This is a genomic window from Nostoc sp., assembly GCF_036919595.1.
Classification (GTDB): domain Bacteria; phylum Cyanobacteriota; class Cyanobacteriia; order Cyanobacteriales; family Nostocaceae; genus Nostoc.
Window position 1 is genome coordinate 18,932 of sequence record NZ_JBALCO010000130.1, and the last position, 22,111, is coordinate 41,042.

Consider the following 22,111-nt stretch of genomic DNA (forward strand, 5'->3'; position numbering starts at 1 on the left):
ACAATCGGCGATTAATCCAAAATCCAAAATCCAAAATCCAAAATCCAAAATTTTATGACTCCCCTAGTCGGTATTATCATGGGCAGCGATTCTGATTTGCCCACTATGAAAGACGCGATCGCAGTTTGTGAGGAATTTGGCGTTGAGAGCGAAGTGGCGATCGTTTCTGCTCATCGTACCCCAGAACGGATGGTGCAATATGCTCAACTTGCACACCAACGTGGTATTAAGGTGATTATTGCTGGTGCCGGTGGTGCTGCCCATCTGCCTGGAATGGTAGCGTCTTTAACTCCACTTCCTGTGATCGGTGTTCCTGTACCCACCCGTAACTTACAAGGTGTGGATTCTTTGTATTCTATTTTACAGATGCCTGCTGGTATTCCTGTGGCAACAGTAGCGATCGGTAATGCCAAAAATGCCGGACTTTTAGCAGTACAAATCCTCGCAACTGGACAACCAGAATTGCTAGAAAGAGTTCAGCAATATCGCCAAACCCTATCTGAATCAGTAATTGCAAAGCAAGCAAAACTAGAACAACTAGGCTATGAGCAATATTTACAGCAGATGTTTTAATAAATGTTAATAGCAGAAGAGGGGAGAAGGGGAGCAGCAAGTCTTTCCCCTATGCCCCATGCTTAATGCTCAATACAACTCTTGGAGAGGCTGCGCCCTAAGCGTAGCTATGCCGCAGGCTTTACGGCTTACCTCGACTTTGCTCAGGACAAGCTAAGTACAAGTGCCCAATAGACAAATGACAAATGACTAACCAAACTATTCGCGTAATTGCCCGTTTTATTGCTTTGCCTAACAAAGTAGAAGAACTAAAAGCTGTACTGTTGGAACTGATTGAACCAACCCGTCAGGAAGCAGGTGCGATCAAGTATGAACTTTTGCAAAACCAGTCCGATCCAACAGACTTTACTTTTGTAGAGGAGTGGACTTCTGATCAAGCCCTGAATACTCATCTAGATTCACCCCACCTCAAAGCGGGAGTAGCCAAACTCGAAGGTTTAGTGACTGCTGCACCAGATGTCCGCCGATACTATCTTTTGGCATAGTCATATATTGCTAACTTGAAGCAGATTTTTTATTGTAGGGGAGCATTTGGAATATCTCATTAAATTCCAAGATTGAAGCGATCGCTCCAGAATCAATGCAGCATTCTGAAGTATCTTGATCCTGAGGCCTTAGTCAAAAATTGAGAGCTACAACATCCATGTGCCAATTGCTCGGAATGAACTGCAATGTTCCAACGGATATTTGCTTTTCTTTTGAAGGGTTTTCTGCACGGGGAGGAAAAACGGATGATCATCGCGATGGTTGGGGCATTGCTTTCTTTGAAGGAAAGGGATGTCGGATGTTTTTAGATGCCCAACCTTCTGTTGTTTCTCCAATAGCGGAGTTAGTGCGGAGTTATCCCATCCACTCAACCCATGTCATAGCCCATATCCGCAAAGCCACTCAGGGTGAAGTTGCCCTACACAACTGCCATCCTTTCCGCAGAGAATTGTGGGGTCAGTATTGGGTGTTTGCCCACAACGGTAATTTGCCAGATTTTGATCCAGAAAATTTAGGCTTTTATCAAGCTGTAGGTAACACTGATAGTGAAAAAGCATTTTGTATGATGCTAGAAACATTGCGATCGCGTTTTCCTGAGGGTAAGCCTGACATAAGAGAACTATACTTTGTGTTGAAAGAAATTAGTGATGTAATTGCCAATATAGGTATATTTAATTACTTATTATCCGACGGGAAACACTTGTTTGCTTATTGCTCAACCAAACTCAGTTACATTGTCCGCCAAGCGCCCTTTGCAGCTGCCCATTTAATTGACCAAGACATGACCGTAGATTTTCGGGAAGTGACTACTGAACGCGATCGCGTTGCTGTGATTGCTACCACACCCCTGACTGACAACGAAGTTTGGACACAAATCCAACCGGGAGAATTACTAATTTTTCAGGACGGATTACCTCTGAAATATGCATTTAGTTAAGAATAAATAGTTGTTCAATTTTTCCCATTTAGAAACTTTCTAGATGGGTTTTGCTTTCATGCTTTTCATATATTATTAGCATTTTAAGCGCAGCCGTTTTTACTGATACAGGAAGAATTGGTTTTTGGACAAATACAAGTTTTACCTACTTCGGCTATAGAATTACCTAACACTTCTTTGTAGATGCAAAGTAAATTTTCTAGATGATCTCCGCTTAATTGGTTAAAGGGTACAGGAAATTCTTCTACAGGTATGATATCTCCATCCTTGACATTAAAGCCTAGAGCGCGAGTACCAATCGTAACACCTGCATGAAGATAGACTTCCTGAAGTTCATAACCTAGATATTTAGTAATACGAAGTGCGACATCATAAGTGGCTAATTGACCAAAACCTTCTACTTCACAACTAACAGACTCAACAAATTGGTGAATACTGTGAAAGTTTTCAAAACTACTAATATAGTGACCATCAAAATATTCTAAGGCAATCTCAACCGCTAAAGCTAGACACTGGCGACCAATACGGCATTGATGATTATGAACTTTTCCCTGCTCGTCTTCGCTAATAAAAGCTTTTTTGACAGCATCTCTTAAATTATCAGCTTTTTTATATTAAGAATATTTCTTCTCTGCACAGGGATAAATATTATCACGATAGTCGTTATATATGTCAGTATAGGATTTCATTTCTGAAAACTCATCACTTAAGTTTTAATGTAATGCTCTCAAGCATATTCATCAATTTTACTAGGGTTTCTAGCTGCTGATTTTTAGCCAACCGAACACCTGAGCAACAGTTAACTCCAAGTATATCACCGATAACATTGGTAAACGCTCATCACCCTGCAAACGACCTACTGATAGCTTCGCCCAGGTTGGAAACTGGAGTGTCCATCGACACGAGGGTTAAATAGTTGAAAGTAAAAGCATTGTAATTGCTCACAAAACTGGTAAAATCACCATATTCTTGATAAAGAATGTGAGGTTTTTTGGTGTTTACAACTAGATACATGGAATCATCCAGTATGATAAACACTATATAACTGTATTCCCATCAATTATTTGTAGATTTAGTGGAGGAAATAGAATGAGTTTGTGGCAACGCCCACTGAAAAGGTTACAAGTGATCGCTGAACATAGAACATATCGGTTCCGGCTAAATTCGCTCAAAAGCTTTGTATCGCTCTTTTTAGTAGGTACTTTATTGAGTATGGCGCTTGCCGCCTGCTCTGGTGGAACTGGAAGTAATTCTTCCTCTGAAACCCCTACAGCTAGTCCTGTTGCTGCAAGCAAGGATAATGTTGAACTAACCCTCGTTTCTTTTGCAGTTACCAAAGCAGCTCACGAAGCGATCATTCCTAAGTTTATAGAACAGTGGAAGAAAGATCATAACCAAACTGTCACCTTCAAACAAAGCTATGGCGGTTCTGGTTCCCAAACTCGCGCCGTCATCGATGGTTTGGAAGCAGATGTTGTTCACTTGGCACTAGCTGGAGACACCACAAAGATTGAGAAGGCTGGATTGATTCAGCCAGGATGGGAGAAAGAAGTTCCCAACAATGGTATTGTCTCCAAATCTGTTGCAGCATTGGTCACTCGTTCCGGCAATCCTAAAGGCATCAAGAACTGGGAAGATTTAGCCAAAGACGGTGTAAAATTGATTACTGCTAACCCCAAAACTTCCGGCGGTGCTAAGTGGAATTTCTTAGGACTATGGAACTCTGTGATTAAAGCAGGTGGTGATGAGGCTAAAGCTACTGAATTTGTGACTAAAGTCTACAAAAATGTGCCAATCTTGCCTAAAGATTCGCGAGAAGCTACTGATACATTTGCCAAGCAAGGGCAGGGAGATGTTTTAATCAACTACGAAAACGAAGTTATTTTGGCACAGCAAAAGGGCGAGAAGGTTGATTATGTCGTTCCCGATGTGAATATATCCATTGACAATCCGATCGCTGTAGTAGATAAAAATGTCGATAAGCATGGAACCCGCGAAGTTGCTGAAGGTTTTGTGAAATACCTCTATAGCCCAGAAGCACAGCAAGAGTTTGTTAAATTGGGATTTCGATCAATAGATGAGACTTTAGCTCAAACGAAGGAAGTCACAGACAAATTTCCCAAGGTGAAAACTCTCGGTACAGTTGCAGACTTCGGTGGTTGGAGTGCAATCGATCAGAAGTTCTTCGCAGATGGCGGTGTGTTTGATAAGATTCAAGCCCAAGTAAAACGGTAATTAGTCATTAATCAATGATCGGTGGTCAGTAGAAAAAACAACTGACCACTGGCAAAAAACTTTTTTTGAAATTAAAATTTTTAATTTTTGACTATGACGACTGTATCTCCTTCTGTGGAAGTTGAACGCAAAACGCCATTCTGGAAGAGATTGGGGCGGGTTCCGTGGACTTGGCGAATCACCATAGGATACCTGACAGTAATGTTATTTATCCCCATAGCTGCCATGTTCCTGAAAGCGAGTACGGAACCTCCCGCGAGATTTTGGGCGATCGCAACCAGTGAGATTGCATTAGCCACTTACAATGTCACTTTTTTTACAGCAATCTTTGCTGCCTTGCTGAATGGCGTATTTGGGACTCTGATTGCTTGGGTTCTGGTTCGCTACGACTTTCCCTTAAAACGCTTGATTGACGCCACAGTGGATTTACCGTTTGCGCTGCCAACATCGGTAGCAGGGCTAACCCTGGCAACAGTTTACAGCGATAATGGCTGGATAGGTTCGCTACTAGCACCACTGGGAATTAAGGTGTCTTTTACCCGCACTGGAGTAGCGGTGGCAATGATATTTATTTCACTACCTTTTGTGGTGAGAACTGTGCAACCCGTGCTTCAGGAAATGGAACACGAAATTGAAGAAGCCGCCTGGTGTCTGGGTGCTTCTCAATGGCAGACTTTCTGGAAAATAATTTTGCCACCTTTATTTCCCACGATTTTAACTGGTATCGCCTTGGGTTTCTCCCGTGCAGTTGGGGAATATGGGTCAACTGTGATTATCTCTTCCAATACGCCATTCCAAGATTTGATTGCACCTGTGCTAATTTTCCAGCGGTTAGAGCAGTATGACTATTCTGGTGCAACAGTAATTGGCATAGTTTTACTATCAATTTCGTTGGTATTGCTATTGGCAATTAATTTCTTACAAGCATGGGCAAGGCGATATGACAGTAGATAAGCCAAGTTTTCACTCATCTTCTGCGTCTGATACAGAAATAGCCAAACCTAAAGAGCAAAAGAGTTGGGTACCAATAGTTTTAATTGGGATAGCGATCGCCTATTTAGCCTTAGTTCAATACATCCCTGCAATCAACGTTTTTATCCAAGCTTTCAGCAAAGGATTTGGGCCGTTTCTGTCCAACCTGACGCGACCAGCTTTTCTCCATGCAGCTTGGCTAACACTGTTGTTAGCTTTGATTTCTCTGCCTATAAATACAGTATTTGGGCTATGTGCAGCCTGGGCGATCGCTCGTCATAAATTTCCCGGACGCGCCGTAGTTTTGAGCATTATTGATCTACCCTTTTCGATTTCGCCCGTAGTCGCAGGATTGATGATTGTGCTACTTTACGGTCGCAATGGGTGGTTTGGCCCTTGGCTCCAGGCTCATGATATCAAGATTGTCTTTGCCTTTCCAGGTATGGTGCTGGCTACTGCTTTCGTGAGTATGCCCTTTGTAGCGCGGGAAGTGATTCCTGTTTTAGAGGAATTTGGTAAGGATCAGGAAGAAGCTGCTAGAACTCTAGGTGCGAAAGATTGGCAGATATTTTGGCGCGTCACCTTACCTAGTATCCGCTGGGGCTTACTCTACGGTCTAATTTTGACCAATGCCAGAGCAATGGGTGAATTCGGGGCGGTTTCGGTGGTATCTGGCAACATTGCTGACCAAACCCAAAGCTTACCATTGTTTGTGGAAGATGCTTACAAACAGTACGAAACTGAAGCTGCTTTCTCTGCGGCTGTACTGTTAGCGTTGTTAGCAGTAGTAACCTTAGTGCTGAAGGAGCTTTTAGAACGGAAAACCCGCATTAAAGATGTTAAATAGAAAAATCAAGCGATTATAGTTATCCTTTAAATAGGATACAAGCAAATCAGGGGACATGGTACGATCTACCTAGTACCTATGAGGAAATTACCATTAGGGTTAAGGGTAGTTCTGTACCAATCCCGATCAGGGATTAAAATAATTCAGATATGGCTAGTGACAATACACTTACCAATAAACGGATTCGACTAAGAATTCCTAAGAATTATCACCAGGAACCTGTCATTTCTCGCCTGGTGTCTGACTATGGACTGACTGTGAATATCACCGCAGCAATTTTGGGAGCCAATGCTGTCGGTGATGGTTGGTTTGACCTTGAACTACAAGGAACAGATGCACAAATTCAGAGTGGGTTAACCTATCTCCACGACTTGGAATTGCAAGTCTGGGATGACACTAAAGCAAGTGATTGGTAAGAGTTATAGCAACACATAGTAGGGGCGTACAGCATGGGATTTTGGTGTTTACAGCCTATAGATTTATCCTTTGGCATGAATGAACTGGAGAATTTCGCCGCCAGTCGGCATGACTTACCTTTACATCCTTTTATTAAAGCTCTGGAGCCTTTCCGTATCGCACGATAATTTCGTTACTGATAGATGCCTCAATACATATATAGATGTATTTGCAACTCATAAAGCTAAGTCTGGCTATGTTTGGGTGAAAATTGTTTCAAAGTCCCATTAGCTTTTATAGATTTAGTGGATTAAAAATAAATATTATTAATAGTTTTACACCTTTAAGATAGTTTTCAATTAACTTAAACAGAAAAGTAGCTGAAATCACAGCAATAGAATCAAAAATCTATTATCTGTCAAGTCCCCTTGTAAATAAATTCTGATAATTATTTGCAATTGCTTAGTCATATCCTGTAATCTATATTCTCAAGTAGCTGATTACATATCTCAGTAGCTAGCAGCTATTTGCTAATTTATTGAGAGTTAATGGCAGCCGGGGAGTAAGTGTAGGGGTGGCAAATGGTGTTAAAGCAAATATTGAAAGTTCTGCTGGTTACAAGCTCTATTTTGTTCTGCGTTCCAATAAGTGCAATTGCTCAAGAAGTTAACAAAGCACAAACTAAATATGTTACATCGGTATTACGTGATTATAGGTCGATTGGAAAGATTCTAAACCTCAATGAAGTAGAACTTCCCAATACCAGCGCTCAAATGCTAGTACAGTCACCAACAACACCGAATATGCCAACTACTGAAGTTACGCAAGTAACTGGAGTTAAGGCAAATCCCACTGACAAAGGTGTGGAGGTGATTTTACAGACCTCAAAAGGTCAACAGTTGCAACTAGTAAATCGTAGTGCTGGTAGCAATTTTATCACTGATATTCCCAATGCTCAACTGCGCCTAGCATCGGGCGAAGCATTCACATTCCGCTCAGAAAAGCCAATAGCGGGTGTTACACAGATAACGGTAACAAATCTTGATGCCAATACTATCCGGGTGACAGTGACAGGTGAGGTGGGTGTACCAACTGTCGAGTTGTTTGATAGTCCAGACGAGGGTATAATCTTCTCTGTTGCGAGTACTGCACCTTCTACGCCATCACAGCAGCAACCCCAAACACAACAGTCAACTAACCAGACACAACCAAATCAACCATCAGCTTCGGGTGATCAGCCAATTGAATTGGTGGTAACGGGTGAGCAAGATGGATATCGCGTACCAGATAGCACAACTGCTACAAGAACTGATACTCCTCAACGTGATATTCCCCAGTCAATTCAAGTCATTCCTCAACAAGTCATCAAAGATCAACAAATCACCCGGATTAGCGATGCAGTACGTAATGTTAGTGGTGTGACTCCGCAAGGGGGTTATGCTGGGTCTACAGATAATTACAACATTCGCGGATTCACAACTTATGACAACTTGAGAAACGGTTTTGCCGTTCAAGACAACTTTGTGAATCCAACTAACATTGAGCGGATCGAAGTTCTCAAGGGTCCGGCTTCAGTGCTATATGGACAGTTTGAGCCGGGTGGTGTAGTCAATTACATTACCAAACAACCACTCAGTGAGCCTTATTACTCCGCTGAATTTACAGCCGGAAGTTTTAGCACTTATCGTCCCTCCATTGATATTTCTGGCCCCCTGAACTCAGACAGAACGTTGCTGTACCGTTTGAATACGGCATACGAGAACTTTGGTAGTTTTATTGATTTTAATCATCAGGAAACATTCGCGATCGCACCAGCATTAACCTACAAAATTGATGATGCTACAACATTGACACTGGAGTATGAATACCTCAAACTTGATCGCGTCTTTAACGATGGTCTGGCCGCCTATCCAAGCGTTTTTAAAGCTCCAATTAGCCGTTTCCTGGGGGAACCAGACGATCATTTCTCCCAAGAGACAAACTCTGTGTTTCTTAACGTCAATCATCGCTTCAGTAAAAACATTCAGTTCCGCAGTGGCTTTTCCGCTACGGTTAATAATTCTGAGGAATCAGAGTTTCGACCGGATAGCATTGATGCAGATGGTCGTACTGTACGGCGAAGGTTCGCCGCTGGTCCGGGTTATTACCAAAACTACTCTCTGCAAAACGATCTAATCAGTAATTTCAGTACTGGTTCCATCCAACATCAACTTCTTGTGGGGTTGGAGTGGAATAAATATATCTATGGCTACGATTATTTGCGAAGTGCTGCTTCACTGACTCCCAGTATTGATTTATTTAATCCTGTATATGGGGCTTCCCGCCCAGCAGAATTTGATGAGGCAGCAGAACGCGATCGTAATGACCGCAATACCATCGCCGTTTATCTGCAAGATCAAGTGACATTGCTGCCAAATCTGAAGCTATTAGTAGGCGGTAGGTATGACTTTATTCACCGCAAAAATCGCGTGCAACTGCTGGATTCTTTGGGTAGAGATCCAATTGATGATGCCACCATTGATCGGTTGTATGATGATGCTTTTTCACCTCGCGTTGGCATTGTTTATCAGCCGATTGAACCGATTTCAATTTACGCCAGCTACAGCCGCTCGTTTAATCCTAGCTCCTCGCAGACGGCAGATAGAACTGAACTGCCACCAGAGCGCGGCACTCAGTATGAAGTCGGACTCAAAGCCGATCTGATTAAAGACAGGCTATCTGCTACCTTTGCTGCCTATGATATTACCAAAGAAAATGTCGCTACAACCGATCCAAACAATCGTGACTTTTCCATTGCCGCTGGAGAAGTGAAAAGTCGCGGTTTGGAATTTGACGTTTCTGGGCAGATTTTATCAGGTTGGAATGTGATTGGGTCTTTATTCCACAACGATGCTTTTGTGAGTAGAGATAATAGTCTACCAGTGGGCGACTCGTTGGTCAATGCTGCTGGTATTGGGGGGAGTCTGTGGACAAGCTATGAAATTCAAAACGGTGATTGGAAAGGATTAGGGTTTGGTGGGGGAGTATTTTATACAGGCGACAGAGAAGCTGAACTCCCTAACACATTTAAAATTCCCTCCTATGTACGTGCTGATGCCACCATTTTTTACAAACGAGATAACTGGAGGGTGGGGCTGAACTTTAAGAATCTTTTTGATACACAGTATTACGATTCTCAGGGCTACTATCTGCGTCCTGGTGCGCCGTTGACTGTTCTAGGGACATTTTCTGTGCAGTTTTGATCGCTTCAATTTCTGAACTGATTAAGTACTGTTTGAACACATGTATGGTTGGTGTTTTTGTCATTTGAAATAATAAGGTGTGGAGACAAAATGAGTCAGCGAGTATCTAAATTCAGCTACGGAGTGAAGTGGTTGTTGATACTTTTCACAGTTTTGCTGGTTCAGCCTGCAAAAGCCCAAGATATTCCCAAATTTGATCATCGGTTGAGCGCTTTTACGAAAACACTACCACTAGCCAAGCCATCTGAAGCAACTGGGAAGATTGGGCAATTAAGTGAACTAGAACCCGTTGTTACCAGCGCCAAAATGTTATTAGTGCAATCATCAACACCACCAAACACGGCACAAACAGAAATTGTACAAGTTACCTCGGTAAAGGCAAATCCCACATCTAAGGGTGTAGAGGTGATTTTACAGACATCTAAAGGCGAACAGTTGCAAATCACGAATCGCAGTGCTGGTAATAACTTCATTGCTGATATTCCTAATGCACAGTTGCGTTTACCTAGTGGTGAAGCATTTACATTCCGCTCGAAAAAGCCAATTGCGGGTGTTAGTGAAATCACAGTTACTAATTTTGACGCCAATACTATCCGCGTAAGTGTGACGGGGGAAACAGGTGTTCCAACTGTTGAGTTATTTGACAGTACAGATGAGGGTTTGATTTTTAGTGTGGCAACTGCTGCATCTACAGTACAACAACCGCAAACCCAATCAATTCAGCCACCAAGTCAGCCAGAAAGTCAAACACAGCCAAAACCATTAACACAAGGTGGTGAACCGATTGAGTTAGTAGTCACGGGTGAGCAAGATGGATACAGCGTACCAGATGCTACAACTGCGACCAGAACCGATACGCCACTGCGCGACATTCCCCAGTCAATTCAAGTTATTCCTCAACAAGTTATCAAGGATCAGCAAATCATAAGAATTAGTGATGCAGCACGCAATGTTAGTGGTGTAACTTTACAAGGAGGGTTTGCCGGACTGGCAGACAATTACAACATCCGGGGGTTTTCAACCTACAACAATTTGAGGGATGGTTTTTTCTCTGAGGGTTCTTTTACCCTCACAAATCCGACAAACATTGAGCGGATTGAAGTGCTTAAGGGTCCAGCTTCCGTGCTGTATGGTCAGTTTGAGCCGGGAGGGGTGGTGAATTATGTGACTAAAAAACCACTTGATTATCCTTATTACTCTGCTGAATTTACAGCCGGAAGCTTTAGCACCTATCGTCCTTCGCTCGATTTTTCTGGGCCGCTTAACTCAGACAAAAGCATTCTATATCGCTTGAATGTTGCCTATGAAAACTCTGGTAGCTTCGTTGACTTTTTGAATGAAAAAGTCTTTAGCATCGCCCCTGAACTCACGTTCAAACTTGGGGATGGAACCACGTTAACGTTTCAATATGAATACCTCAATGCCGATCGCACTTTCTACGACGGTTTACTACCCGATCCCAACGTTTTCAATGTGCCGATTAATCGCTTCTTGGGAGAGCCAGAAGATTATTACTCGGCTCAATCCCACATCATTAATTTAACTCTTAATCACAGTTTTAACAAAAACCTGCGGCTCCGCAGTGCCTTTTCCGTTAAGCTGACCGATGGTGATGACTTAGCGTTTCGACCGGACTCTCTTGATGCAGACGGTCGTACTGTGTTACGGCGGTATTCGGTAGATAGAAACCTTTACCGCAACTACTCCCTGCAAACGGATCTAATTGGTAACTTCAATACGGGATCTGTGCAACATCAAGTTTTGCTGGGGTTGGAGTGGAATAAAGACCTCGAAGGCTTCGATTTTCTCCGCAGTAGCGCTTCCGTCACTCCCAGTATTGATCTGTTTAATCCCGTGTATGGTGCTTCTCCACCACCAGAGTTTGATGAAGCCTCAGAGCGCGAGCGCTACGGTCGCGACACGATCGCCTTTTATCTGCAAGATCAAGTCACACTGCTACCAAACCTGAAGCTATTAGTGGGTGGCAGATATGACTTTATCAATCGTAAAAATACCGTTCAACCACTGGATGTTTTGGGTAATAATCTGATTGGTGATGAGAGCGTTGACCGATTGTATAATGAAGCCTTTTCACCTCGCGTTGGCATTGTTTATCAGCCGATTGAACCGATTTCAATTTACGCCAGTTACAGCCGCTCGTTTAATCCCAGTGACTCGCGGACAGTAGATGGAACTCAACTACCACCAGAACGCGGCACTCAGTATGAAGTAGGACTCAAAGGGGAACTAATTAAAGACAGGCTATCTGCCACCTTTGCCGCTTACGATATCACCAAAGAAAATGTCGCTACAACCGATCCCACTCCAGGTAACTCTGACTTTTCTATTGCGGCTGGAGAAGTCAAAAGTCGCGGTTTGGAATTTGATGTTTCTGGGCAGGTTCTACCAGGCTGGAATGTGATTGCGTCCTTATTCCACAACGATGCTTTTGTGAGTAAAGATAATATTCTACCAGTAGGCGACTCGTTAGTAAATGCTGCTGGTGTTGGGGGGAGTTTGTGGACAACTTATGAAATTCAAAATGGTGATTGGAAAGGATTCGGGTTTGGTGGGGGATTCTTTTACACAGGCGATCGCGAAGCTGAACTTCCCAACACTTTCAAAATCTCCTCCTATGTGCGTGCTGATGCCACCATTTTTTACAAACGCGATCGCTGGAGGGTTGGATTGAACTTTAAGAATCTTTTTGATACTCGCTATTACGATTCTCAGGGTTACTATCTGCGTCCTGGTGCGCCTTTGACTGTGCTGGGAACAGTTTCGCTTGAGTTTTGATTGCTTCAATTTCTTAACTAATTAAGTGCTGTATGGTATCACGCAGCTTATACCATGAACTTTAAAAAAATACGCGATCTAACATTTATTCTGCACCGCTATCTTGGTTTAGCAGTAGGACTGGTGCTGGTTATCGTTGGCCTGACAGGTAGCTTATTAGTGTTTGAGCAAGATGTTGACCGCTTTGCGATCGCTCAACAGTATGGACAGATTACTCCCCAACAGGTGCAGTTAGTATCCCCAGAGTCTGTGATGAATACAATTAAGACGAAGTATGCTACGCGAAGCGATCTCCATCTTTTTCGTATTTATTTGCCGAATACTCCTGCTTCTCCCTACGTGGGACAATTGTCAACAATTAAGGATCAAAGGACAGAAGTTTTTCTCAATCCTTATACAGGCGAAATTATTGGTGAGCGGATCTCAGATAACACCTTAATAGGTATGATCCTTAGTCTGCACTACAGTCTAATGGCAGGCGAAACTGGAACTATAATTATTGGCATTGCTGCCTTTTTTATGTGTGTCCTCACCATCACAGGTTTAGTTCTTTGGCCTGGTTGGCGTAGATTGATTGCAGGCTTCAAAATCAAGCTTGATGCTCATCCTAAACGCGCCAACTTTGATGTTCATAAAGTGGCTGGCATTATCGCTGTGGTTTTTTTATTCTTTACTGGCTTCACTGGCTTCTGCTGGAACTTCTACGATTTGACTGAACCAATTATTTACGCTGTTACATTCACTCCAAAACCATCCGAGCCAGTATCTCAGCCAATTCCTGGTAAATCAACTTTAAAACTAACACAACAACTAAAAATTGCGAATGCTGCTTTGCCAGGTGCTATTACCAAAAGCATTTACTTTCCTAGTAAACCAGAAGAAACTCTACAAATTCGCATGAAGCTGCCACAGGAAAATGAAGAGTATGGTAATAGTAATGTTTATCTTGACCAGTACAGTGGTAAGGTTTTAAGAGTTAATAATGCTTTAAAGATGCCGTTGGGCGATCGCGTCCTCAACTCTTTTGTACCCCTGCACTACGGCACATTTGGTGGCTTACCCACCCGTATTCTCTATGTATTTGTTGGACTTGCACCATTGGTTCTTTTTGTTACTGGTTTGGTGATGTGGTGGTATCGCTATCGGGTAAAAGCTAGCTATTTTTGATCCATGCTTGCTGATTATGACGATATCAACTGTAAAAGATTCTTAATGGGTTCGGCGTTAAAGTACTCCACATAAATTAAGCATAATTTACGTGAATTTACTTATTGTTTCTTTACGGTCTTTATGGAACTATCCTTTACATCACAACTAAATGCGTTAAAACGATAGAGTTACCGTAGTTTAATAAAAGCCAGAAATATGAAAATCTCTATAAGGCTGACATTCTACCAGGCACAGTTGAGTTGTAGGGGTACGGCATCAGCAAGATTCTCTACCGAAACCAAAAATTGCGTAGACCAGCCCACCGTAGACATCGCTATTGGGAATTAATTTGATGTCTCTCACAAAATCTGTAGAACCCGCTTCAGTCCACAGCCGAATTCTCGTGCCTCAGCGATATCATAGCCAACCTGTAATTTCTCGACTGGTGTCTCGTTATGGTTTAACCGTCAATATCAAAGCTGCATCCCTGACATCAGATAGTGACAACGATGGCTGGTTTGATTTGGAACTTTCGGGAAATCCCCAAAAACTGACAAATAGCCTATCTTACTTGCAAGGATTGGGAGTGAATTTGCTGCAACTAGCGATCGCTAACAACGTTCAACCCAACCAGCACTCTCTACCTTTCCCAAATCCAGCTAGCATGAGTCCCAAAGACTCTGCATGGCTGACAAATCAATGGCAAGAACAATTCCAGCAATGGATTTCTACAGGTCAAACCAATCGATTGCGCCTGCAACTGTGCGTCTTCAAATCTTACTATGAGGAACCAGTGATTTCCGAGTTAGTTTCTCGTTATGGACTAACAGTCAACATCACCAGTGCTAGACTTCAACCCGATACGCAAGATGACGGCTGGTTTGACTTGGATTTGTGGGGGAGAACAAAGCAACTCTACTCTAGCCTGAGTTATTTGGAAAAACTGGGGTTACCAATTTGGCTGGATTTGTCTAGCGTTTATAGCGATCGCTAACTGAATAATTAAAATTATCGCAATTCTCAGATCCATGACTTGTTAGATAAGTTGAGGATCTCGTTGTTCAGAAACCATGTATAAAGTAAATCAAAAGTTAGGGTGTGTTACAGCTTTAGGGAATGACAAAAAATAAATTATCCAAAATTATTTTTACATTTGTAGAGGCGCAAGACCTTGCGCCCCTACTACTCCCTTATAGTAATTTTATTTTTACTTTATAAATGGCATCTGACGAATGATTCCTGAATTAATTCATGGAAAACAAAAAACTTAGCATCAATATTTGTTGTAGCCATCGAATTTATTAGTAAAGTCATTATGAATTATGCTGACGGCGATGGCTGGGTTTGCTGAAATAATCTAAATTTCGTAGTACCAAATTTCTTCTTCTCGCACCACAATTCGATGCAGGGAAAGACGATCAATCAAGCCTTCTTGCTCAAACTGCCCAAGAACACGAGTGATGGTCACACGAGTTGAACCGAGCATTTCCGCCAGGTCTTCATGAGTCAGACGCATATCTATTAAACGCCCCTTCTCAACTTCTGAACCAAACTTTTTGGATAACCATGCCAATAGCTTGATGAGCATATTATCCACTTTTTTATGGCTACGAATAACCATTAATTCTTGAGCCTGTTGGATATGAGCAAGTAGAGTTTCTGTTAGTTGAGTCCATTCCTCTAAACGTAAGACCGTCGCTTCCACTTTAGTTAAGCATTCCATCTGATAAGGTTCTAATTTTGACAAAGCCTTACCAACGATATCTCCAGGGCCCCACAATCCCAGAGCGACGGTTGTACCATCTTCCAGATAGGTAAAAGTCCTGACAAAACCCGTTTCAATTTTCCAAAGTCCGTTTTGATGCTCTGGCAGGAATGACCGACGGGCAAAAACTTGCTTAGTATTATTACTGTTCAAGCTAGGAAAGCTTGTGTACAAAGACACCATATGTAACACTATTTTCCGATAAATTAACCGTAGTATTATATATTTATATCAGGTTCTAAAAGCTTATGAGTATTTTAAAGAAGGGAGTGGGGAGATGAGGGGCAGAGGGGCAAGGGGAGCAGGGGGAGAAAGAATAACTAAATAATGCCCCATGACGCCACTTGCCCAATGCTTTAAATTAAATTCCCGCACCATCAAGAAAATCTTCAATTATCCCATCAGAATTTTTGCTCTTAGGGTTGTCAATTTGTTGGTCGCCAAGCTCAGTTGGGGAGAAACTTGATTGATCTTCTAGCTGCTCAAACTCTTTCTCTAAAGCCTTGACGCGTTCAAATAGAGCGCGGATTACTTCAGCTTCTACGTCACGAACTTTATCATGATCCAGAACACTGGTAGGTAAGTTGTTCTGACGAGTCACACGCCCTGGAATCCCAACTACAGTAGTGTTACTGGGCACATCTCTCAGCACCACAGAACCGGCTCCAATCCGGACGCGATCGCCAATTTGAATATTTCCTAAAACCTTCGCACCCGTTCCCACAACTACATGAGAGCCTAAAGTTGGATGGCGTTTGCCGCTTTCTTTCCCCGTCCCGCCAAGGGTGACGCCTTGATAAATTAGGGCATAGTCGCCCACGATCGCTGTCTCACCAATCACTACTCCCATTCCGTGGTCAATAAACACTCCCTGACCAATTAATGCCCCAGGATGGATTTCAATTCCGGTTAAAAACCGACTAATATGAGAGATAAACCGAGGGATGAAGGGGATTCCCATTTTATGCAGCCAGTGTGCCAATCGATGAAACACTAGGGCATGAAGTCCAGGATAACAGAACAATACTTCTAGCCAGTTACGGGCTGCTGGATCACGCTCAAAAATGGTTCGCAAATCAGTTAGTAGCATACTCAGTTGAGATTTTCGTTGGTAAGTGAGGCTCTGAAAACAGAAACTCAGGATAATTCCCACTAAAAGATCAAGTCATTCATGAGAATTGTGTGAGATAATAATCTACGGTAAGTCGATAGGGTACAGTGTTTTTGTGGGTAATAAGTGGGATGCTATCACATTCCACACTTTGAGAAAAATTAATTTCGCATAAACTGCGATAAGTCCCTAAAATCACCGTAGTATGTAGAGTACAGTCTTGAATAGCCAAAACTACGCTCTCTTGGATCTGTCTTCCAAAGTGGAATACGCGCTGCTGGCACTCTTAGAACTGGCAAGCCACCACGGAAAAAAACTTCCTCTAACCATGAGCGAAATAACTGCCAAGCAACCCATACCTGAACGCTATTTGGAACAAATTTTGACGAACCTCCGGCGTGCTGGTGTGGTGCAGAGTCAACGCGGCTCCAAAGGAGGTTTCGTTTTAGTTCGTGAACCTTGGCAGATTACAATACTTGAAATTGTCACTTTGGTCGAAGGCGAGCGGAAAGAGAAAGATACCTCTGACTCTTCCACTCTGGAAAAGACTCTAGTTTATGAAGTTTGGGAGCAAGCCAACGCTGCCTCAACTGAAGTTTTGGGTCGCTATACACTCCAAGACTTGTGCCAGGAAAGAGAAACTCGCGCCCAGCAAAGTCCAATGTATTATATTTAGACACGACGGAGTACTCACATGCGGATAGCCAAAGATATCACAGAGTTAATCGGACGAACTCCTTTAGTTCAATTAAACAAGATTCCCCAAGCTTCAGGAGCGGTTGCTCAGATTGTGGTGAAGCTAGAAAGCATGAATCCAGCATCTTCTGTGAAAGACCGGATTGGCGCGAGTATGGTGGAAGCGGCGGAAGAAGATGGCTTGATTCACCCTGGAAAAACCGTTTTAGTAGAGCCGACTTCTGGGAATACAGGAATTGCGCTGGCGATGGTGGCAGCCGCTAAGGGTTATCATCTCATTCTAACGATGCCTGACACAATGAGCCAGGAAAGACGATCCATGCTCAAAGCTTATGGCGCTCAACTAGAGTTAACGCCAGGGGTAGAAGGGATGCGAGGAGCGATCGGTCGTGCAGAGCAGATTTTAGCTCAAACGCCCAATGCTTATATGTTGCAGCAGTTTCGCAACCCCGCTAACACGAAAGTTCACACCCAAACCACAGCAGAAGAAATTTGGGATGATACCGATGGACAGGTAGATATTCTTGTGGCAGGAGTGGGTACTGGTGGGACAATTACCGGAGTTGCAGAAGTTATTAAAGGGCGGAAGCCGAGTTTTAAAGCGATCGCTGTTGAGCCAAGCAACAGCCCAGTATTAGTCGGTGGTAAATCGGGGCCTCACAAAATTCAGGGGATCGGCGCGGGATTTGTCCCAGCAATTTACCGTTCAGAACTGGTAGATGAAGTGATTCAGGTAGCGGATGAGGAGGCGATCGCTTACAGCCGTCGTCTAGCAAAAGAAGAAGGATTGCTATCTGGCATTTCTACTGGCGCTGCTTTATACGCGGCTATTCAAGTGGCACAGCGACCAGAAAATGCAGGTCGCTTAATCGTCATGATCCAGCCTAGCTTCGGCGAACGCTACCTCAGTACCTCACTGTTCAAAGATCCAGAGGAGAATGAGTGGTTGAGTAAAGTTTGATTTTGCATACCAATTTTAGATTTTAGATTTTAGGGACTGACAAAAATAAATTATCTGGTATGTGGTGAAAGTTTACCTACCGTTAACAAAAGATTTTGCCTGAATGGCACGCTCGTTAAGATAAAATCTTTAATTGACTAGGGCTTGGGAAAATGAATGACACCGAAGTTGGGAATTTAAGCAAACCTTAAAGTCCAACAAAGCGATCGGCACTTCCTAACTCTCTGTGATTAAAGAGTTGAAACCTTTGCAAAATCGTCACTTGTGCTTAACGAGCGTACCATCTAGATAGGTGCTAAGTAAAATTTACCATTCTCCCTAGAAGTCTGACGTTGCAGAAAAAGGTAATGATATGGTAAAAGTACTGAATGCAACAAAAATGAATTTAGTCAATTAATACAAATTTGAAAAGTTGTGCTTTGTCAAGAAGCACAATTAATTATTCAAATATATTCCTATATCTTTACATCTCGCTTTTCTGAAAAATAACCAATGCCTAATGCAATAGTGAAGAACATTTTCACCGAAATTGCTATGACCGTAGCGACAGGTGCAGTGCTGTCTATCGGGATTTCATTTACTACCTTCAGAGCAGATGCTGCTTCTCTGATCTAAGAAAGTTTATTCTTTGGTCTAAGAGCATCTCCTTGTTTTTTAATGATACGCAGCAAAACAAAAACTCAATCTACGACATTATTAGTAAATACACTCAACAATTCAATCAAGAAAGTGTTCTGCAAGTTGTTGATGACAATGTAGATGTTAACTTCATCGCCGCATCACAACCAATTACCATTCCTGAACCAAGTTTTGCTTGGGGTTTAGTTGCCTTAAGCCTTTTAGGTGCTGGTTTAGTTCTCAAGGAAAAGGTAGGAAAATTTAGGACTAAAGGGCAGTATGTGACCGTTACTGAATGGATGTTGAAAACTGAGGGCAGTATGTGACCGTTACTGAATGGATGTTGAAAACTGAAGCTCAAGTATGCGTTGATAAGCCTGTAGTCGAGGAATTTGTCACTCAAGGGAAACGCATTTAAATCAAAATCTCAAATTGGCTTGGTTATTTACTAGAATTTTCGCCAATTTCATTGGTACTTTCATTATTTTTCACCAAAATCATCAAACAGAAACAACTAGCAGCTAGCTTGATTAAGCTCAAAGCGCCACTTTTTAATACAATAAAAGCGCCTAATCCTATAAGAACAAAAGGTACAAGGTTATTAACGTAGCGAGTCAATACATCAGCTATGACTCTGTTGTTAGTTAATTTGTATGCAGCGTAGCACCAAACTCCTAACAATAGAAAAAATAATCCGATAATTATCACAAAACTCTCTAAGTTGCTGTTTGCAAATAAAGGCACGTAGACACTAATATTATCGCTGCCATTGGCAATTGTAACGGCTGCCACACTATAAGCTTGGGGAGAAAAAAAACTAGTAACTGTTGATGCTTCAGTTTCTTCTGTTGCAGCTACAACTTCTTTTGATGAATCTTCTTCCCGATTCACTAAGCTACCGATACCTATGGACATTGGTAGTAAACCGAGTAATCCAATCCAGCTTTGTGATAAAACTAACCCACCAAATAAACCAGAAAGACTAAGGATTAACAGAAGCGTAAAACCTAGAAACTGACCAGCAACTATATGCCGGGGGCGAAAGTTAGCATTTATTTGAGAAAAAAACAACAATAGAATGACAATATCATCAATGTTAGTGGCAATGAACGCGATCGCCCCTGTAGTAATTGCAGTAACTAACTCGTTCATATTTTAAGATAAATATAGAAATGGCCATTACCAGTATCAATGATGCCGTCATTGAAGATGCCATAGCCTAGGGTGTTTGCTTCCAAGCTGTTTGCAGAACCCGTAATCCTGTCGGTGTTTTCACCAGTAGTGATAATAGTTTTTTTAATATTCTGGATGCCGATGCCAGTACCAGCTTTGCTAAATTTGCTAAACGTAGCAGTACCAGTAGCTGTACCAGTAATACTGTCGTTTCCTGAAAATGTACTAATCTCACCTAGATTTAAAATATCAATACCAATCGCCACAGATGCATTTGACTCTTCTGCGACTAAAGTATCGATACTGGAAGTACCAATGAAATTAGGTGGAACTGTAAGTCTAGGCATTGACAAAATCTTCTCTATGAGAATAACTACTGTGTGTATTTTAAAACTTAGTTGTGCCAGAAGGTTAAAATAATTCATAATTGATAATGACGTTAGGGAGTCTGCAAGCGTCATTACGAATTACGAATTAGTAATTAGTTAATTTGGTATGGTCATAAATCATCGGTTCTAAAAATCCAGCATGAGTAAGCTAGGGACAACCTTCAGTGAAGGAATAATTGCTTTCATAGCCACTAACATAGATGACATTATTATCTTGTTAATATTTTTTTCACAGGTAGATGTTAATTTTCGACGACGGCATATCTTACTCGGTCAATATCTGGGTTTTACAGCCATTATCATCGTTAGCTTACCAGGATTTTTTGGTGGATTGATTATACAGCGAGAATGGATAGGATTGCTAGGACTGCTACCAATAGCAATCGGGATTCAACAATTAATATATAGAAAAGAAGAAACTATAACAGTTCAGACAGTCAGTAGTGATTTTAGTCAGTCTACATCTACTAACCCCGTATTGGCTTTTATTTTGAGTGTTTTGCATCCCCAAACCTATAAAGTTGCAGCAGTAACTATTGCTAATGGTGGTGACAATCTTAGTATATATATCCCTTTATTCGCTGGTCATGATCTTGCCAGCTTGGGAGTAATTCTAAGTATATTTTTTGTCATGGTAGGGGTGTGGTGTGCGATCGCCTATTTTTTAAGCCGTCAACCTACCATTGCTTATATTTTAAATCGCTACGGTAAAGCTGTTGTACCTTTTGTATTAATTGGCTTAGGTCTGTTCATTATCTATGAACGAGGTACATTCACTCTACTACCTTGGCTGAGAAGTTAATCAATGTTGGATGTTGAATGCTGGATTTTCAACCCCAATCTAAAATCTAAAATTTGTCATACCTGATGAACTAATTTCCAACTCACCATCATCAAGATGGCATAAATGATAAACCGTAGTGGGCGTTGTGGAGCTACCTGGCAAATTTTAGCGCCTAGTAACACTCCTGGAACAGAGCCTAACCATATAGGCACTACCAAACTCCAATCAACTGTTCCCAGGCTGAGATGACCGAGGGCTGTAAACAGCAGTAAAATTGCTGCGTGTGAAATATCTGTACCCACTAACTTCCGTGCATCAAGGCGGAAAAACCCAATCAGCACTAGGGCAAACATTGAACCTGAGGAGACGCTAGTTAGGCCAACCAGACAGCCTAAAATTGCTCCCAAAGTGATTGTCAGGATACGACCCAAATTAGTTTCTAAGTCTAACTTTGGCAGTTCGGGTAAATTAAATTTGGGGAAAAAAGTCAATAACAACAATTGCACTAGTGCTAATACTGTGACTAGCAAAATCATCCCGCCAAGCAAACGGAACAAGATGTTATCTAGGTTATACTCACCTGTACGTTTAATGAAGTGCAAAATCCCCACCCCGAACAGTGAGCCTGGAACACTCCCAAATGCCAGCCATTTGACAACTTCTATGTCAAGGGTTTTCTGTTCCCAATGTTTGACGCTACCAACAATCTTCATCAATGTGGCAGCTACAACATCAGAACTCACAGCGATGGAAGGCGGAACCTGAAAAACAAAAATCAACATTGGGGTGATGAGAGAGGCTCCGCCAATTCCCGTCAAACCAACGATGATGCCAACAAAAAAGCTTAAGAACGGTAGTAATAAATAGTGCATACTCTTCTGAGGTTTCAACAATCAGTTATCAGTTATCAAAGTCCTGTTGAGTCTCCCACTTCTATAAAGTGAGCAGCGTAGGTCAGGGTTTAAATCCCAAACGAAGCCT

21 protein-coding genes are annotated in these 22,111 nt (G+C 42.1%); 16 read left to right on the forward strand and 5 right to left on the reverse strand.

What is annotated here, in order from left to right; genetic code table 11:
- Positions 1-54 precede the first annotated feature (54 nt).
- From purE to V7K21_RS19585, 11 genes are all read left to right on the forward strand, one after another.
- Positions 55-573, forward strand: a complete 519-nt coding sequence (purE, locus tag V7K21_RS19535; RefSeq protein WP_334723840.1) for a 5-(carboxyamino)imidazole ribonucleotide mutase — start codon at positions 55-57, stop codon at positions 571-573.
- A 185-nt stretch (positions 574-758) separates the two neighbouring features.
- Positions 759-1,058: a putative quinol monooxygenase gene (locus V7K21_RS19540; RefSeq protein WP_335176913.1), complete on the forward strand. Its 300-nt coding sequence runs from the start codon at positions 759-761 to the stop codon at positions 1,056-1,058.
- A gap of 158 nt (positions 1,059-1,216) precedes the next feature.
- Entirely contained in the window at positions 1,217-1,996 is a 780-nt protein-coding gene (locus V7K21_RS19545) for a class II glutamine amidotransferase (RefSeq protein ID WP_335176914.1), read from the forward strand.
- A gap of 1,089 nt (positions 1,997-3,085) precedes the next feature.
- Positions 3,086-4,231: a sulfate ABC transporter substrate-binding protein gene (locus V7K21_RS19550; RefSeq protein WP_335176915.1), complete on the forward strand. Its 1,146-nt coding sequence runs from the start codon at positions 3,086-3,088 to the stop codon at positions 4,229-4,231.
- Between the two features lie 93 nt (positions 4,232-4,324).
- A complete protein-coding gene (gene cysT, locus V7K21_RS19555; RefSeq protein WP_335176916.1) occupies positions 4,325-5,185 on the forward strand; it encodes a sulfate ABC transporter permease subunit CysT in 861 nt (286 codons plus the stop codon).
- Positions 5,172-6,050 carry a sulfate ABC transporter permease subunit CysW gene (gene cysW / locus V7K21_RS19560; protein ID WP_335176917.1) on the forward strand — a complete coding sequence of 293 codons (879 nt, stop codon included), beginning with the start codon at positions 5,172-5,174 and terminating at the stop codon, positions 6,048-6,050. The genes cysT and cysW overlap by 14 nt, the downstream gene beginning before the upstream one ends.
- A gap of 149 nt (positions 6,051-6,199) precedes the next feature.
- A complete protein-coding gene (locus V7K21_RS19565; protein WP_335176918.1) occupies positions 6,200-6,466 on the forward strand; it encodes an NIL domain-containing protein in 267 nt (88 codons plus the stop codon).
- 561 nt (positions 6,467-7,027) lie between these two features.
- Entirely contained in the window at positions 7,028-9,688 is a 2,661-nt protein-coding gene (locus V7K21_RS19570) for a TonB-dependent siderophore receptor (RefSeq protein WP_335176919.1), read from the forward strand.
- Positions 9,689-9,778: 90 nt separating this feature from the next.
- Positions 9,779-12,484 (forward strand): TonB-dependent siderophore receptor, encoded by a 2,706-nt coding sequence (locus tag V7K21_RS19575; RefSeq protein WP_335176920.1) that lies wholly within the window; start codon positions 9,779-9,781, stop codon positions 12,482-12,484.
- A gap of 54 nt (positions 12,485-12,538) precedes the next feature.
- Complete coding sequence (locus V7K21_RS19580; protein ID WP_335176921.1) at positions 12,539-13,651, forward strand: PepSY-associated TM helix domain-containing protein; 1,113 nt, start codon at positions 12,539-12,541, stop codon at positions 13,649-13,651.
- 334 nt (positions 13,652-13,985) lie between these two features.
- Complete coding sequence (locus V7K21_RS19585) at positions 13,986-14,627, forward strand: NIL domain-containing protein (protein ID WP_335176922.1); 642 nt, start codon at positions 13,986-13,988, stop codon at positions 14,625-14,627.
- A gap of 363 nt (positions 14,628-14,990) precedes the next feature.
- On the opposite strand, the gene V7K21_RS19590 is transcribed toward V7K21_RS19585, so the two are convergent.
- Together V7K21_RS19590 and cysE are read right to left on the reverse strand one after the other, a co-directional pair.
- Positions 14,991-15,581, reverse strand: a complete 591-nt coding sequence (locus V7K21_RS19590) for a Crp/Fnr family transcriptional regulator (protein WP_335142755.1) — start codon at positions 15,579-15,581, stop codon at positions 14,991-14,993.
- Between the two features lie 178 nt (positions 15,582-15,759).
- Entirely contained in the window at positions 15,760-16,488 is a 729-nt protein-coding gene (cysE, locus tag V7K21_RS19595; protein ID WP_442948902.1) for a serine O-acetyltransferase, read from the reverse strand.
- Between the two features lie 241 nt (positions 16,489-16,729).
- Here cysE and V7K21_RS19600 point away from each other — a divergent pair, with 241 nt between their 5' ends.
- The 4 genes from V7K21_RS19600 (at position 16,730) to V7K21_RS19615 (ending at position 19,110) form a co-directional block, all read left to right on the forward strand.
- Positions 16,730-17,185, forward strand: a complete 456-nt coding sequence (locus V7K21_RS19600) for an RrF2 family transcriptional regulator (RefSeq protein ID WP_335176923.1) — start codon at positions 16,730-16,732, stop codon at positions 17,183-17,185.
- An 18-nt stretch (positions 17,186-17,203) separates the two neighbouring features.
- Entirely contained in the window at positions 17,204-18,166 is a 963-nt protein-coding gene (cysK, locus tag V7K21_RS19605) for a cysteine synthase A (protein ID WP_335176924.1), read from the forward strand.
- Between the two features lie 492 nt (positions 18,167-18,658).
- Positions 18,659-18,781 (forward strand): hypothetical protein, encoded by a 123-nt coding sequence (locus V7K21_RS19610; protein WP_335176925.1) that lies wholly within the window; start codon positions 18,659-18,661, stop codon positions 18,779-18,781.
- Between the two features lie 26 nt (positions 18,782-18,807).
- A complete protein-coding gene (locus tag V7K21_RS19615) occupies positions 18,808-19,110 on the forward strand; it encodes a hypothetical protein (protein WP_335176940.1) in 303 nt (100 codons plus the stop codon).
- Between the two features lie 115 nt (positions 19,111-19,225).
- On the opposite strand, the gene V7K21_RS19620 is transcribed toward V7K21_RS19615, so the two are convergent.
- Positions 19,226-19,936, reverse strand: a complete 711-nt coding sequence (locus V7K21_RS19620; protein ID WP_335176926.1) for a cadmium resistance transporter — start codon at positions 19,934-19,936, stop codon at positions 19,226-19,228.
- Positions 19,933-20,304, reverse strand: coding sequence for a hypothetical protein (locus tag V7K21_RS19625; RefSeq protein WP_335176927.1), 372 nt, complete (start codon positions 20,302-20,304; stop codon positions 19,933-19,935). The genes V7K21_RS19620 and V7K21_RS19625 overlap by 4 nt, the downstream gene beginning before the upstream one ends.
- A gap of 181 nt (positions 20,305-20,485) precedes the next feature.
- Between V7K21_RS19625 and V7K21_RS19630 the strand changes: the two genes are divergently transcribed.
- The gene (locus V7K21_RS19630; protein ID WP_335176928.1) at positions 20,486-21,148 is read left to right on the forward strand and encodes a cadmium resistance transporter; all 663 of its coding nucleotides are present in this window, start codon (positions 20,486-20,488) and stop codon (positions 21,146-21,148) included.
- Between the two features lie 56 nt (positions 21,149-21,204).
- Here V7K21_RS19630 and V7K21_RS19635 read toward each other — a convergent pair whose 3' ends face one another.
- Positions 21,205-22,002 carry a sulfite exporter TauE/SafE family protein gene (locus tag V7K21_RS19635; protein WP_335176929.1) on the reverse strand — a complete coding sequence of 266 codons (798 nt, stop codon included), beginning with the start codon at positions 22,000-22,002 and terminating at the stop codon, positions 21,205-21,207.
- Positions 22,003-22,111 lie beyond the last annotated feature (109 nt).